Below are 13,338 nucleotides of genomic sequence, written 5' to 3'. Positions count from 1 at the left end.
ACAGTGGCGGGCGGCGATTAACCGATGATTAACCACACTCGCCTTGTGACAATGGCACTTGCGGCATAATGTCCGCTTAATCGGCTACCGGCCTAATCACCTTTTTTCTACGGGGCTCACCATGCACGTACTGGTTTGCGAAGACGATGAGCTGATCGCCAGCGGCATCGTTGCCGGGCTTACTGCCCAAGGCTTGACCGTGGAGCATGTCGCCACCGCATCGGCAGCCCGGGCGATGCTCAAAGTCGCGGAGTTCGACGTCATGGTGCTCGATCTCGGCCTGCCCGATGAAGATGGACTCAAGCTGCTGCAGCAGTTGCGTCACCATGGCCTGGAAATCCCGGTGCTGATCCTCACCGCCCGGGACTCGGTCACCGACCGGGTCGACGGCCTGCAAGCCGGCGCTGACGACTACTTGCTCAAACCGTTCGACCTGCGCGAACTTGCCGCGCGCCTGCATACCTTGTTGCGACGAGTGGCGGGGCGCAGCGTCAACCTGATTGAACACGGTCGTTTGACCTACGACCCGAGCAGCCGCGAAACCCTGCTCGGCGGCCAATCGGTGGATTTGTCGCGCCGCGAGCAATCGCTGTTGCAAGCCCTGCTGCACAATCGTGGCCGGGTACTGTCCACCGAGCAACTGAAGGACAGCGTCTACGGTTTTAACGATGAGCTGGAAAGCAACGCCCTTAACGTCCATATCCATCACCTACGGCGCAAACTCGGCAATGGCATCGTCGAGACGGTGCGTGGCCTGGGCTATCGCCTGGGGCCGGCCGATGGCGGAGAACAATCGAAGTGATGAGCCTGCGTTTGCGGCTGAGCCTGACCCTCGGCGCCGCGTTTGCGCTGATCTGGGCCCTGGCCGCCGCCTGGATGCTCAGTGATCTGCGCAACCAGATGATGTTTTCCCTCGACCAGCGGCTGGTGGCGTCGGCGCGGATGGTGGCCGGGCTGCTGGAGCAACTGCCGGCGTTGCCGAGCAAGGGCGAGGGCACTCATTTCAGTGCAGAGCAGCTGAGCATCCCTGGCGGCATGGCCTGTCAGGTCAGCTCGTTGCGCGGCGAAATCCTGGCCCGCAGCCACAGTAGCCCCGAACAAACCCTGGAAGCCGAAAAAATGGGCTTCCACGATCAAATGATCGACGGCGCACCGTGGCGCAGCTTCACCCTGGCGCGCGGTGATGTGCGCATTACCACCGCCGACCGGCAGATCGAGCGCGAAGCACTGAACATGTCCATTCTGCTGGCGGCCTCGGTGCCGGTCGGCGTGGCGCTGCTCGGTTGCCTGTGTCTGTTGTGGCTCGGCATCGGTCAGGGGCTGGCACCGCTCAATCGTATGCGCGATGCGCTGATGCGGCGCAGTGCCGATTCTCTGGAGCCGTTGCAAATCCAGCCGTTGCCGAGCGAACTGCAGCCGCTGCTGGAAACCCAGAATCAGTTGTTCCTGCGCATCGGCAAGACCATCGAGCGCGAACGGCGCCTGACCGGTGATGCCGCGCACGAATTGCGCAGCCCGCTGACCGCGATCAAAACCCACCTGCAAGTGGCACGCATGACCGAAGGCAGCGCCCGGGATCAGTCCCTGGCGCGGGCTGAAGAGGGCGCTGACCGGTTGCACCGCACGCTTGAACAGTTGCTGCTGCTGGCGCGCGTCGAGGGCAGTCTGTCGTTCGATGATGGCGTGCAATGCAGCGCCGAGCAGGTGGCAAAACTGGCGATTCAGGATGCCGCCAGCGGTGATCGTCAGCGGATCAAGTTTCAGTTGCCGACGACATTCTCCGATGCGCCGCTGCAAATGCCCGCGGTGCTGTCGATTGCCGCATTGCGCAACTTGCTCGACAACGCCCTGCGCCATACCCCGGGTGATGGGGCAGTGGAGCTGAGCCTGGAAACCACCAACAATCGCGTGAGCTTTTTGGTCCGCGACCACGGCCCGGGGATTGCCGAAGATGACCTGCAACACCTGACCCAACGCTTCTGGCGCAACGGCCAGAGCACCGGTTGCGGCCTCGGCCTGGCGATTGTCCAGGCCATCGTCCAGCGCTGCGGCTGCACCTTGCATTTCGACAGCCGGCCGGATGGTTTGCGGGTTGAATTGACGATGCCGTTGCAACCGGCCTAACAAGCACCACAAGCCCCTACATAAGTTCTGTGTCGCACACCAAATGTAACGCCTCTCCATTAGCCACCCGGCCTCCACAGCGCTATCGTCCCCGGCAGCTTTGACTCAATGGATTGAGGTAACAGCGCCATGGATGCATCGATACACATCTGCAAGGCAACGCCTGCCGACGCCGGGATCATCAGCCGGATCGTCGAGCGCTCCATTCGCGTCGGCTGCGCGCTCGACCATCGCAACGATCCGCGAACCGTCGCCACCTGGACCCACAACAAAACCATCGAACACGTGCAGCCCTGGCTGACCGACCCACGGTTGTACCTGAACATCGCCTTGCTTCAGGACAAACCGATCGGCGTCGCCATGGCAGCGATCAGCGGCAAGGTCGCGTTTTGTTACGTGCAACCGGAATGGTTTCGTCGAGGCGCCGGACAAGCGCTGGTGCAGAATCTCGAAACCTGGTTGATCGCTCAGGGTTTGCCTCACGCGCGGCTCAACAGCACCCGTACCGGCGAGGCGTTTTACCACCGTCTGGGTTACCGGGCTTGCGCTGAAACCTTCACCGTTGCGGGACTCCACGCCATTCCCATGCACAAGGCGCTGTCGCCACCTTCATAGAAAGCTGATCGAGGGTCTAAATCCTTGAGGTCCTGATGCGTTTCCAGAACAGGAAAACCTGCAAGTGCGCCCCGTGACCGGAACGCGCACCTGCCCGGTGTGCAGTTTTGGTCACTATCAACAGCGTATTGAGGGATCGAGAGATGTCAGTCGCTACCAGCCTTATCGAAGATCAGCAGGCTCGGCTCGTCCCGACGCCTGCCGAGACGCTTTATCAGTTCAACGAATCGCCATTGCTGGCCCGTCAAAGCCAGCAGGAATCGAATGCTCGCAGCTACCCGCGGCGCATTCCCCTGGCACTCAAGCGTGCCAAGGGCATTTATGTCGAGGACGTCGAAGGCCGCAGTTTCATTGATTGCCTGGCCGGTGCGGGGACTCTGGCTCTGGGACACAACCACCCGTTGGTGATCGAAGCGATCCAGCAAGTACTGACCGATGAACTGCCGCTGCACACACTCGACCTGACCACGCCGGTGAAGGATCAGTTCGTCCAGGACCTGTTCGGTCTGTTGCCACAGGCATTGGCCGCTGAAGCGAAGATCCAGTTCTGCGGTCCCACCGGTACCGATGCGGTGGAAGCCGCGCTGAAACTGGTGCGCACCGCCACCGGACGCAGCACGGTTTTGTCGTTCCAGGGCGGTTACCACGGCATGAGCCAGGGCGCGCTGAGCCTGATGGGCAGTCTGGGGCCGAAAAAGCCGTTGGGTGCGTTGCTCAGCAGTGGCGTGCAGTTCATGCCCTATCCCTACGATTACCGCTGCCCGTTCGGGCTCGGTGGCGCGCGGGGGGTGCAGGTCAACCTGAATTACCTGGAAAACCTGCTGAATGATCCCGAGGCCGGCGTGCAATTGCCCGCTGCGGTGATCGTCGAAGCGGTGCAGGGCGAGGGCGGGGTGATTCCGGCCGATCTCGACTGGCTGCGCGGCTTACGACGCATCACCGAGAAGGCCGGCGTAGCGCTGATTGTCGATGAAATCCAGAGCGGTTTTGCCCGCACCGGCAAGATGTTCGCCTTCGAGCACGCCGGGATCATTCCGGACGTGGTGGTGCTGTCCAAAGCCATTGGCGGCAGCCTGCCGCTGGCGGTGGTGGTCTATCGCGACTGGCTCGACACCTGGCTGCCGGGCGCTCATGCCGGGACCTTCCGCGGTAATCAGATGGCGATGGCCGCAGGCTCTGCGGTGATGCGCTACCTGACAGAGCACAAGGTGTGCGAGCACGCCGCCGCCATGGGCGAACGCTTGAGCGAACACCTGCACATCCTGCAACGAGACTTCCCGCAGATGGGCGACATCCGCGGACGCGGCTTGATGCTGGGTGTCGAACTGGTCGATCCGGCTGGCGTGCCGGACGCTCAGGGCCATCCGCCGATATTCGGTCGTCTGGCGCCGCTGGTGCAGCGTGAATGCCTCAAGCGCGGGTTGATCCTCGAGCTGGGCGGGCGCCACGGCGGTGTCGTGCGTTTCCTGCCGCCGCTGGTGATCACTGCCGCAGAAATCGATCGGGTGGCCAACATTTTCGGCAGGGCCATGGCCGCCGCCACCGTCAGCCTTTAAATTTTTTGGTGCCTTGAACGTTCCTTCTACATAACGGCTGCGCACGGCGTGCGGCCCACCCTACAGCGATGGAGAGACAGCATGACGTCAGTATTCGACCGCGAGGACATCCTCTTTCAGGTCGTGGTCAACCACGAAGAGCAATACTCGATCTGGCCCGACTACAAAGCCGTGCCACAAGGCTGGCGCACCGTGGGCAAGAGCGGCCTGAAAAAGGAATGCCTGGCCTACATCGAAGAGGTCTGGACCGACATGCGTCCACTGAGCCTGCGCCAGAAAATGGAAGAACAGGCTGCTGTGGCTCACTGAGTCACCGCCCAAAAAGAAGCCCGCTGAACCGGTGACGGTCAGCGGGCTTTTTTCATGACTTGAAATTGCCTTCGCGGGCAAGCCTCGCTCCTACAGGGTTGGGGATGTCCACACATACTGTGATCGACCCAAACCCTGTAGGAGCGAGGCTTGCCCGCGAAAAACGATAACGCGGTTTAACTGACGTTACCCCCCGCTCAACCCCTTGATCACGCTATCCACATTCCCTTCCAATTCGGCCACCGGATCCGCCTCATCGACACTCAACACCACCAACCGACTACCTGCCTCGGCAATCACCGCTTTCACCGCGTCCGACGGCTGGCGATGATGCAACACCACCGCCACGTCATTGTCCTTGAGCGTCGCACCCAGTTGTTTGAGCGACTCCGGCGTCCACTCGGCATCCGGTCGTGCATCAAGGCCGATCAGCTCCAGGTTGAGGCCGCCGATCAGATAGCCGAAATGATCGCTCAGGCTCATCGCACTCAAGTTGTCGGCATTGGCCAAGCGTGACTCACTGTTGGCGCTGAGCTTGAGCAAGCGCTGTTTGAGTACTGCCAGGTTGGCATCGATTTTCGGTTTGGCCGCTGGCGCCAGGCGCACCAGGTCTGCCGCCATGACATCCGCCATCCGGCCCATGTTGTTGCTGGCCAACCAAGGCTGACTGTTCAAACCGTCGACCTTGTTGCCAGGCTGCACGGCGATGCCGGGCAGGGCGCCGTCCACTGGGCGGGCAGCGTCGATTTCAATGATGCGGATATTGCTGCGGCGAGCGTTCGGGTACAGCGGATCATCCGGCCATAGCGAGCGCAGGCCGATGACTGCATCGGCATTGACCGCCAATTTACTTAGCGCCGGCGCGCCACGGCCGGTGAAATAAGCGGTCTGCCGACTGCCGGGCAGATTGGCCGGTGCGGCGCGCTCAAGGCTGACATCGGTGCCCTCCAGTAGCAGGGCCCCCAGACCGTAGGTCACCGGCAATGCCGCCAGGACCAGCACTTTGTGCGTTGAAGTCGAGGCGAAGAGCGCGGTGTTACCCACACCGTGATTGGCCACCAGACGCATCGGTTCGAAGCTGTCGGTGGCGAATGCGTTGAACGAGGCGGGCCCACACAAGGTCACCGCCACGGTCAATTGACGCAGAGAAAAAGACATTTATCCGAGATTCCCTTTCAGACTTGGAACGATGCCGCGAGCAATCGCGGCCAGGGCGAAGGCGATACCGGCCACCAGAATGATCGCGGCACCGGATGGGATAGGCAGGTCAAAGACAATCGGCGCAAGAATTCCGCACAGCGTGCTGACCGTGGCGATCAGCACCGAACACCAGAAGAAACCCTTCAACGACTGACTGAGCAAGCGCGCGGCCGCCGCTGGAATCACCAACAGGGCACCGACCAGAATCGCCCCGATGACTTTCACCGCCGCCACCGTGATCAGGGTCACCAGAATCACGAACAGGTAATCCAGAGTCTTCACCGCCACACCACGTACCGCCGCCAGTTGCGGGTTGAAACTGGCGAGCATGATGCGGTTGTACAGCGGCAGGGCCAGCGCCATCACCAGCGAACCAACGATGGCCAACACCAGCAGGTCATTGCCGTTGACCGTCAGCACCGAACCGAACAGCACGTTTTCCAGAATGTGTACGTTGATCTTGCCCGCCAGAATCAACAACAGGCTGGCGCCCAAGGCCAACGACACTGAGAGAAACACACCGATCAACGTATCCGGTGCCAGCCCCGTACGGTTGCGTAAATAGTTGAGCAGAATGCCGAACAGCAGGCAGTAGCCGAACAGGCTGCCGTAAGGCCCGGTGTAGGGCTCACCGAGCAGAATGCCAATGGCCACACCGGTCAGCGCCGCGTGGCCCACGGCTTCGGAGAAAAATGCGAAACGCTTGACCACCACCAGCGTACCCAAACCGCCCAACACCGGGCCGATCAGCAGGCCAGCGAGCAGGGCATTGACCACAAATCCATAGGCCAGCGCTTCTGGCAGGTAACCCGACGAGGCCCAACCCTGGACCATCAAACGAAAGGCTTCGTAACTCATCAGGCAGCGCTCCGAGGATGGGTCGAGAACAAGGTCAGCAGTCGCTCCGGGGTCAGTGCCTGTTTCGGCGTGGCATCGAACAGCACTCGGCGATTGAGCCCGGTGACCCGGTCCGCCAGTCGCCCGACCGCTTCCAGATCATGCTCGATCCACAGCACGGTGATGCCGCTCTGGCGCCAGTCGCCCAGCAACCGTTCGAACACCTGAATGCCGGCCTCATCGAGGGCCGACATCGGTTCATCGAGCACCAGCAATTTCGGCGTCGGAATCAATCCTTGGGCCAGCAAAACACGCTGGCGCTCACCGCCGGAGAGGGCGCCCATGCGCCGCTTGCGTTTGTCCTGCATGCCGACCCGTTCCAGTGCTTCGCCGATGGCCGCCGCGTAATGCTTGCTCAACCCGAGGAACGCCGGGCGCCGCTGACACATGGCCGCCATGAAATCATCGACCGTCATCGGCAAACCGCGATCGAATTCCAGCGCTTGGGGTACGTAGCCAATGGTCCCCGGTTCGCCAAGCCATTGCAGGCTCAAGCGACCCTGATGCGGCATTTGCCCCAGCAGGGTCTTGATCAGCGAACTCTTGCCGCCACCGTTGGGGCCGACCAGTGCATGTACGCTGCCGGGCTGAACCTGAAAGGTCACCTTGTCGAGGATCGTCGTGCGACCCAGCGTGAGGCTGACCTCGTCGAAATCCAGCGTCGGCCCCGAAACCTGTGGGAGCGGCGGTGCGGCGATCCGACTTGCTCGCGAAAGCGGTGGGTCAGTCAACATTGATGTCGACTGATACTCCCTCTTCGCGAGCAAGTCGGATCGCCGCACCGCCGCTCCCACAGGGGATTCAGTGATGGTTTCTTTAGCGGTCATGCGCCGGATTCCTGAATCGCCCGAACCACGGTATTGAGGTTGCCGGTCATTTCTTTTTCGTACTTGTCGGCGGTGTATTCGCCATAGGAAATGTGCGACAGCGGGTACAGCTTCACCCCGGATTCACGCTGGATGGTCTCGACGTAAGTGGACGGGAAATCCATCTCCGAGAAGATCACTTTCACGTCCAGTTCCCGCAGTTGATCGATGGTCTTTTTCAGCTGGCTGGGGCTCGGTTCGATACCGTGTGCCGGTTCGACCACGGCAGTCACTTCCAGGCCGAACTCGCGCAGTAAATAGTCGTAGGCGGCATGCACCGTGGCCACGCGCAACGCGGCGTCCGGCGCCTGGGTCAGTGTTGCCAGGGCGTCGGCGCGCATCTGTCGCAGGCGTTTGCCGTAGGCGCGGGCATTCTGGGTGTAGGTTTTGGCGTTGCTCGGGTCGAGCTTGCCCAGTTCCCGTGCGATGTTGTTGACCTGGGCGATGGAAGCGCTGATCGACAGGAACGTGTGCGGATTGACCACCTTGCCGGCGCCCCGGGCAGCAACGCCGGTCGCGGCCAGCAGGGGCACGTTTTCGTTGGCTTCGATCACCTTGACGTTCGGGGTTTCGCTGGCGGCGATCATGCGGTCGGCGAAGTCATCATGACCCACGCCGTTGAGCACGATCACGTCCAGCCCGCTGATGCGTTTGATGTCTTCGGCCCGCGGCTCGTAGGCATGAGGGTTGAAGCCGGCCGGGATCAGCGGCACCACTTCGGCCTTGTCTCCGACGATGTTGGCCACGTAACTGTAATAAGGGTGCAGGGTGATGCCGATGCGCAGGCGCTTGGCTTCGTCGGCACTGGCCAGTGGTGTCAGCAAACAGGCAAACAGACCGACCAGCAGCAGGCGAAAAAAGGCATGACGTTGAGATGAACTAGGCATGGGAAAGCGATCTTCTCTCGGGTGAAGGCGAGGGTTCAATGCCGATGCTGGCGGGTGACGCCGGCATCGAATTGCGCGACGATCTGCTGCCAGCCGGCGCCATTGAGCGCAGCGTCGGTGAGATCGTTCGGAACGGGGAGGGCGCTGCCGCGGTTGAGCCAGATGTCTGGCGCGGAGTCGTCTTCAGCGGTCAAACGCATCAAAAACGAACCGGCGACGGTGGGGGTCTGGCTCTGGCCGAAGTACGCCTTGGCGTCCTGCAACTGCCAGGCATGGCCGCCGCGGCTGACGGAACTGGCGTCCTGGGCAAACGGCGCAAAGCCTTCATCGGCGAGGGTGGCGGGTGTGGGCAGTGCTTGCTGTTCTTGACGCAACAGATGAATTTCATCCAGCGTGACCCGCAAATCGGCGTAGATACCTTGCTCGGAGGCGCTCAGGTCACGGCGGGCGTCCAGTTGATGGCTGCCCACGCTGCTCACTTCCTGAGCTTCGCCACGCCAGGCGACCACTGAGCCGGCAACCGCCAGGATCACCAGGCACAACAGCAACACATAAAGGGTTTCATGGCCGGCACCGGCCGGGCGAACAATTTGGGTGGTAGGCGAGGTCATGCTCACGTTCAGGGCGCCTCGATGTCGGCTTGGTCAATCTCGACGACATGGCCGGGACCGGCGTCGAACAGCACGTAGAATTCGGCGCCGGGCTTCTTGAACGTCAGGGTTGAATCGGCGCCGAGCTTGCCCGGCACCAGAATGGTTTCGTCGTAGCCGATCACGTCAAGGGTCACTCCTGGTGCGCCGCTGCCGTCGGAAAAACCGCCGGTGCATTGAATCTGTTCGGCGTCGATGGACTTGCATTCGCACATCGGATTATGGGCCAGTGCGGCGGTGCTGAAGGCGGCGCAGAACATCAATAAAACGGGGCGAAAAGCGTTGATCATGGTTTGCCTCCTTGTTTGTTCAGCCACGCGAGAGTGGCCGGAGATGCCCGGCTCAGAGGGATGGATGCTTGATGCATGGCGCCGTCCCAGCCTTCCATGGTGATCCACAGCTCGGCGTCGGTTTTGGTCTTTTCAGGCACTGGCAGCATCGCAGCCATGCGGTACGGCGTACCGAAGAAAATCGCCCCGGCCGCGCGCAGGCTGCGGGGTTTGCCGAGGCGCAGGTAAGTCGCCTTGACCTGGTCGCGACAGCGTTCGCACAGCGCCGCGTTGAAACCTTTCATGTAGCCGGCCGGGCCGGTCAATCGTGGTGCTTCGTTGCGCAGCTCGGCCAGTCGCAGGCTCCAGGGGCCGACCTGGATTTCGCCGATTTCCCGCTCCCCCAATCCGCTGTCGCCGCGAAACAGCGAGGCGTCGGCAAAGTATTTGGGCATGAAGCCCAAAGGGATCAGCAACAAGAGAATGTTGATGTGGAAGCGCCATTTGCGCCAAAGCAGGCTCGCCCGGGAAGGCTGCGGTGCAGTGATTGTCTTGCTCACAGGTTGCCCTCCGGAGTCTGTTGGTTCATGACCGTTTGCGGTCTCGACACCGGGCGTGGGGCCTTGTTGCTGCGCTTGAACGCATTGGCGGTGGCCAGGGCGGTGCGTTTGGTCCATATCAGCAACCCGCTGAGCACCATCATGCTCAGCAGCAAACCGAAGAAGAACCAGATCAGCTTGATCCAGATCCCGCCAAAGTCACCGGTGTGCAACGGACGCATCGACTCGGTCACGAACTCCAGGCCGGTGCGATCGGTCAGCAACCGCGTGCTGGCAATATCGCCGTTGTACGGGTTGACCTCGGCCGTCTGGAACATCAGCGGATACCAGCTTCGCCCGCCCACGGACAGGTGGCTGTAGGCGTTGCTCGGCAGCGTAACGAAACTGGCATCGAGTCCGGGGATCTGCTCTTGAGCGACCTTGATCGCCTGTTCCAGGCTGATCATCGGTGCCGGCTTGCCGGTGCTGGTCAACGGCACGCTTTCACGCGAGACGACCGACACCACCGGTTCCGTGGTAATCGAAATCTGGTTATCGAACAGAATCGCTTTGATCAGGAACCAGACACCGGTGATCGAGATCACCGCAATGAACCAGATCGACCAGATGCCGCTGAGCCGGTGAAAGTCGCCCCAGAAAATCCGCGCGCCATGACGAATGCGCAGGGTCGGTCGGAAAAAGCCTTTCCAGAACCGTTTGTAGACCACCAGCCCGGTGACCAGCGACGCCAGCATCGGCAGCGCGAGGAACGACACCAGATACCAGCCCCAGCTGTAGCCGTTGGTGAACGGCACCAGCCACCAGCCATGCAGTGCGCGGGTGAATGCCTTGAAATTGAATTGTGGAGCGGTGCCCTGAATCACCCCGCTATAGGGGTTCACATAGACCGTCACCGAGCGCCCGTCTGGGTAACTGACGTCCACGTCCAGGGCGAAATGCGACTCGTCGGGGCGACTGATGCCCTCGACCAGCGTCTGGGGCTCGGCCTTTTTGATGGCGGCGATGATCTCGTCATAATTGAGCCGCGGCGCATCGTCCGAAGGCGGGCTGGCACGCATTTGCGGATTGGCGAGCCAGACGATCTCCTGACTGACCACCGCCAGTGTGCCGGTCACACAGACGATCAAGACAAAGAACCAGATGGGCAGCGCCAGCCAGCTATGGACCAGAAACCAAAGTTTTGAGCGGGATTTCTTCGACATGATTAAAGGTCTTGTTTCGATGAGAGGACCGCTGCTGTGGGCTTCCCAGCGTTGCGTTCCATGAAAAGTCCGGCCGTGGCTTTTGCCTACGCGACCGACTGCATCTAAATAAGACGTATGAGCATCGGAAATCCCGAAAGGGGATATGAAAGTAAATGTTTCGTGTTTCTGCCTTGGGTGGGTTTACTCGTGAATGGGGCCTGACAGTCAACATTGATGTTGAATGTAATGGCCCATCGCGAGCAGGCTCGCTCTCACACTGGATCGGCTGCGTACACATAATGTGCGTTTAACACCGATCAACTGTGGGAGCGAGCCTGCTCGCGATAGGGCCCGATCAAACACCGAAGCTCTCAACCCTGCCTAAACATCTCCTTGGCCCGCTGTTCAATCTGTTCCTGAGTCAGATCCTCTTTATGCGTGGCCAGAAACCACAAATGCCCATAGGGATCCTTCAAGGTCCCCGAGCGGTCGCCATAAAACTGATCCTTCACCTCGGACACCTGCGTGGCACCGGCATCGATGGCCTGTTTAAAGGACTTGTCCACATCGTTCACATACAGATGGAGCCCCACGGACGGCGACTTGTCCGGGTTGCTCAGTGGCCCCTCGTCACACGGTGTGCCAAGCATGATCGGGCAGTCGCCGATACGCAGTTCGGCGTGACCGATGCCGCCATCGGGCATGGCCAGGCGCATGACTTCGGTGGCGCCAAAGGCTTTCTTGTAGAAGTCGATGGCTTCGGCAGCTTTCTGAATGCCCAGATAAGGGGTGATGCTGTGATAACCCTCTGGAATAGGTTTTACGCTCATGACGGTTCTCCTTTTGTGTGGGATCAGGGTGTTCCTTCGCCGATTTCCGGTCGAGTAACTATAGGTCAGCTCCTTTCTCGCAACCGAGTGCCCGACGAGCAGCAGCATCACTGTTCGGGCAATCTTTGATCCGATACCCACTATCGAGAGCGTTGATTTCTACCCTTCGAGCGGCACCGGTAGCCTGTGTTCATTGCCCCGAACCCAGATCGCCGGACACCCGAAATGAAATCTCTATTCGCCACTTTCTTGCTGCTCGCCGTTTCTGTTCTCGCCGGATGTGCCAGCCATGTTTCACCGGAACTGCGGCCCTACACCGCTGAAGAAACCCGGGAACTGGCGCAGGAGGCCCTGAGTCGTCGCGGCTTGTCTTTCGACGAGTACCACGCAAAGAAAGCCGAATTGCTCGGCCAGCCACCAAAATCGTTCAGTTTCGACAAACAAGGGGAGATGAATGCCGAACGCGCAATACAGCTGCACGGTCGCCCAAGCTGAGCGACGACTGTACTGCTCGAACTTTCACGCAACTGTCCATGGGTTTCCCTCAAGGTGTGCGATAGGGTCAATACCTGACTGACCCTGATGGACTGCCACCCATGACACTCTCGCTCGACCTGCTACTGGGCTTTGCCCTGTTTGCCCTTGTCACCTCGATCACCCCCGGCCCGAACAACACCATGTTGCTGGCATCGGGCGTGAATTTCGGTTTTAACCGCACCATTCCCCACATGCTGGGCATCACCTGCGGTTTCTTCGTCCTGGTGGTCGCTGTCGGTTTTGGCCTGGGCACGATGTTTCAAACCTATCCAATGCTTTACACCGTGTTGCGCTATGTCGGCGCGGCGTATCTGCTGTACCTGGCATGGAAAATTGCTCATTCCGGGCCGGTAGCCGAGGGTGAACAGGGCGAGGGTAAGCCGATCAGTTATCTGGGCGCGGCAGCGTTTCAATGGGTCAACCCCAAGGCCTGGATCATGGCCATCGGAGCCATCAGCACCTACACACCAATGCAGGGCTATTTCACCAATGTGATTGTGATTGCCGCGGTCTTCGCCTTGATCAACCTGCCAAGCGTCAGTGTGTGGGCCGGTTGCGGCACGCTGTTGCGCAATGTGCTGCGCGATCGCCGCTGGTTGCGGCTGTTCAACTGGGGGATGGCCTTATTGTTGGTGGCTTCGATGTATCCGTTATTGCTCGAAAGTTTTAGCTGACGCATTGCTTCATCCGGTGGCCCGATGCCTGTTAAGCTCGACTTCAGGAGCGTTCCTACGCACTTTTAAATGAAGTTGTTCTTCTTTAATGGCCTCCGATCAGGTATTGCTGTCGTTCTGAAAATTCGGCGTCGCTCATGAGGCGGCGCTTTGAAACTTCCAGTGACGAGCTTCCTGATC

Annotated in this window: 16 protein-coding genes; 7 read left to right on the top strand and 9 right to left on the bottom strand. The window is 60.4% G+C overall.

Annotated features, from left to right (window positions below; all coding sequences use genetic code 11):
* Nucleotides 1–121: 121 nt before the first annotated feature.
* The 5 genes from ACYZT2_RS20050 (at nt 122) to ACYZT2_RS20030 (ending at nt 4,604) form a co-directional block, all read left to right on the top strand.
* The gene (locus ACYZT2_RS20050) at nt 122–802 is read left to right on the top strand and encodes a response regulator (protein ID WP_038982275.1); all 681 of its coding nucleotides are present in this window, start codon (nt 122–124) and stop codon (nt 800–802) included.
* The gene (locus ACYZT2_RS20045; RefSeq protein WP_461966700.1) at nt 799–2,124 is read left to right on the top strand and encodes an ATP-binding protein; all 1,326 of its coding nucleotides are present in this window, start codon (nt 799–801) and stop codon (nt 2,122–2,124) included. The genes ACYZT2_RS20050 and ACYZT2_RS20045 overlap by 4 nt, the downstream gene beginning before the upstream one ends.
* Before the next feature lie 129 nt (nt 2,125–2,253).
* Nucleotides 2,254–2,739, top strand: coding sequence for a GNAT family N-acetyltransferase (locus ACYZT2_RS20040; RefSeq protein WP_461966698.1), 486 nt, complete (start codon nt 2,254–2,256; stop codon nt 2,737–2,739).
* A 143-nt stretch (nt 2,740–2,882) separates the two neighbouring features.
* Nucleotides 2,883–4,295, top strand: a complete 1,413-nt coding sequence (locus ACYZT2_RS20035; protein WP_461966696.1) for a diaminobutyrate--2-oxoglutarate transaminase — start codon at nt 2,883–2,885, stop codon at nt 4,293–4,295.
* A gap of 81 nt (nt 4,296–4,376) precedes the next feature.
* The gene (locus ACYZT2_RS20030; RefSeq protein WP_007934245.1) at nt 4,377–4,604 is read left to right on the top strand and encodes an MbtH family protein; all 228 of its coding nucleotides are present in this window, start codon (nt 4,377–4,379) and stop codon (nt 4,602–4,604) included.
* A gap of 186 nt (nt 4,605–4,790) precedes the next feature.
* Here ACYZT2_RS20030 and ACYZT2_RS20025 read toward each other — a convergent pair whose 3' ends face one another.
* The 9 genes from ACYZT2_RS20025 to ACYZT2_RS19985 form a co-directional block, all read right to left on the bottom strand.
* Complete coding sequence (locus ACYZT2_RS20025; RefSeq protein WP_461966694.1) at nt 4,791–5,762, bottom strand: metal ABC transporter solute-binding protein, Zn/Mn family; 972 nt, start codon at nt 5,760–5,762, stop codon at nt 4,791–4,793.
* On the bottom strand, nt 5,763–6,662 hold the full coding sequence (locus ACYZT2_RS20020) for a metal ABC transporter permease (RefSeq protein ID WP_007906536.1): 900 nt from the start codon (nt 6,660–6,662) through the stop codon (nt 5,763–5,765). It abuts the gene before it with no gap.
* Nucleotides 6,662–7,435: a metal ABC transporter ATP-binding protein gene (locus ACYZT2_RS20015; RefSeq protein WP_461973188.1), complete on the bottom strand. Its 774-nt coding sequence runs from the start codon at nt 7,433–7,435 to the stop codon at nt 6,662–6,664. Before ACYZT2_RS20015 ends, ACYZT2_RS20020 begins: the two co-directional genes overlap by 1 nt.
* Nucleotides 7,436–7,524: 89 nt before the next feature.
* Nucleotides 7,525–8,454, bottom strand: a complete 930-nt coding sequence (locus tag ACYZT2_RS20010) for a metal ABC transporter substrate-binding protein (RefSeq protein ID WP_461966691.1) — start codon at nt 8,452–8,454, stop codon at nt 7,525–7,527.
* A gap of 35 nt (nt 8,455–8,489) precedes the next feature.
* Nucleotides 8,490–9,065, bottom strand: a complete 576-nt coding sequence (locus tag ACYZT2_RS20005) for a DUF6162 family protein (RefSeq protein WP_461966689.1) — start codon at nt 9,063–9,065, stop codon at nt 8,490–8,492.
* An 8-nt stretch (nt 9,066–9,073) separates the two neighbouring features.
* The gene (locus ACYZT2_RS20000) at nt 9,074–9,394 is read right to left on the bottom strand and encodes a hypothetical protein (protein ID WP_461966687.1); all 321 of its coding nucleotides are present in this window, start codon (nt 9,392–9,394) and stop codon (nt 9,074–9,076) included.
* Nucleotides 9,391–9,933: a thiamine pyrophosphate-binding protein gene (locus ACYZT2_RS19995; RefSeq protein ID WP_461966685.1), complete on the bottom strand. Its 543-nt coding sequence runs from the start codon at nt 9,931–9,933 to the stop codon at nt 9,391–9,393. Before ACYZT2_RS19995 ends, ACYZT2_RS20000 begins: the two co-directional genes overlap by 4 nt.
* Nucleotides 9,930–11,135, bottom strand: a complete 1,206-nt coding sequence (locus ACYZT2_RS19990; RefSeq protein ID WP_461966683.1) for a PepSY-associated TM helix domain-containing protein — start codon at nt 11,133–11,135, stop codon at nt 9,930–9,932. The genes ACYZT2_RS19995 and ACYZT2_RS19990 overlap by 4 nt, the downstream gene beginning before the upstream one ends.
* A 353-nt stretch (nt 11,136–11,488) precedes the next feature.
* Nucleotides 11,489–11,947, bottom strand: coding sequence for a VOC family protein (locus ACYZT2_RS19985; RefSeq protein ID WP_461966681.1), 459 nt, complete (start codon nt 11,945–11,947; stop codon nt 11,489–11,491).
* 225 nt (nt 11,948–12,172) lie between these two features.
* Here ACYZT2_RS19985 and ACYZT2_RS19980 point away from each other — a divergent pair, with 225 nt between their 5' ends.
* Entirely contained in the window at nt 12,173–12,442 is a 270-nt protein-coding gene (locus tag ACYZT2_RS19980; RefSeq protein WP_461966679.1) for a hypothetical protein, read from the top strand.
* 101 nt (nt 12,443–12,543) lie between these two features.
* Nucleotides 12,544–13,158: a LysE family translocator gene (locus ACYZT2_RS19975; protein WP_461966677.1), complete on the top strand. Its 615-nt coding sequence runs from the start codon at nt 12,544–12,546 to the stop codon at nt 13,156–13,158.
* The last annotated feature ends 180 nt before the right edge of the window (nt 13,159–13,338 follow it).

This window comes from Pseudomonas sp. MDT1-85, assembly GCF_054898065.1.
Note: the sequence above shows the minus strand (reverse complement) of the source record. Positions and strands in the feature narration are given on the sequence as shown.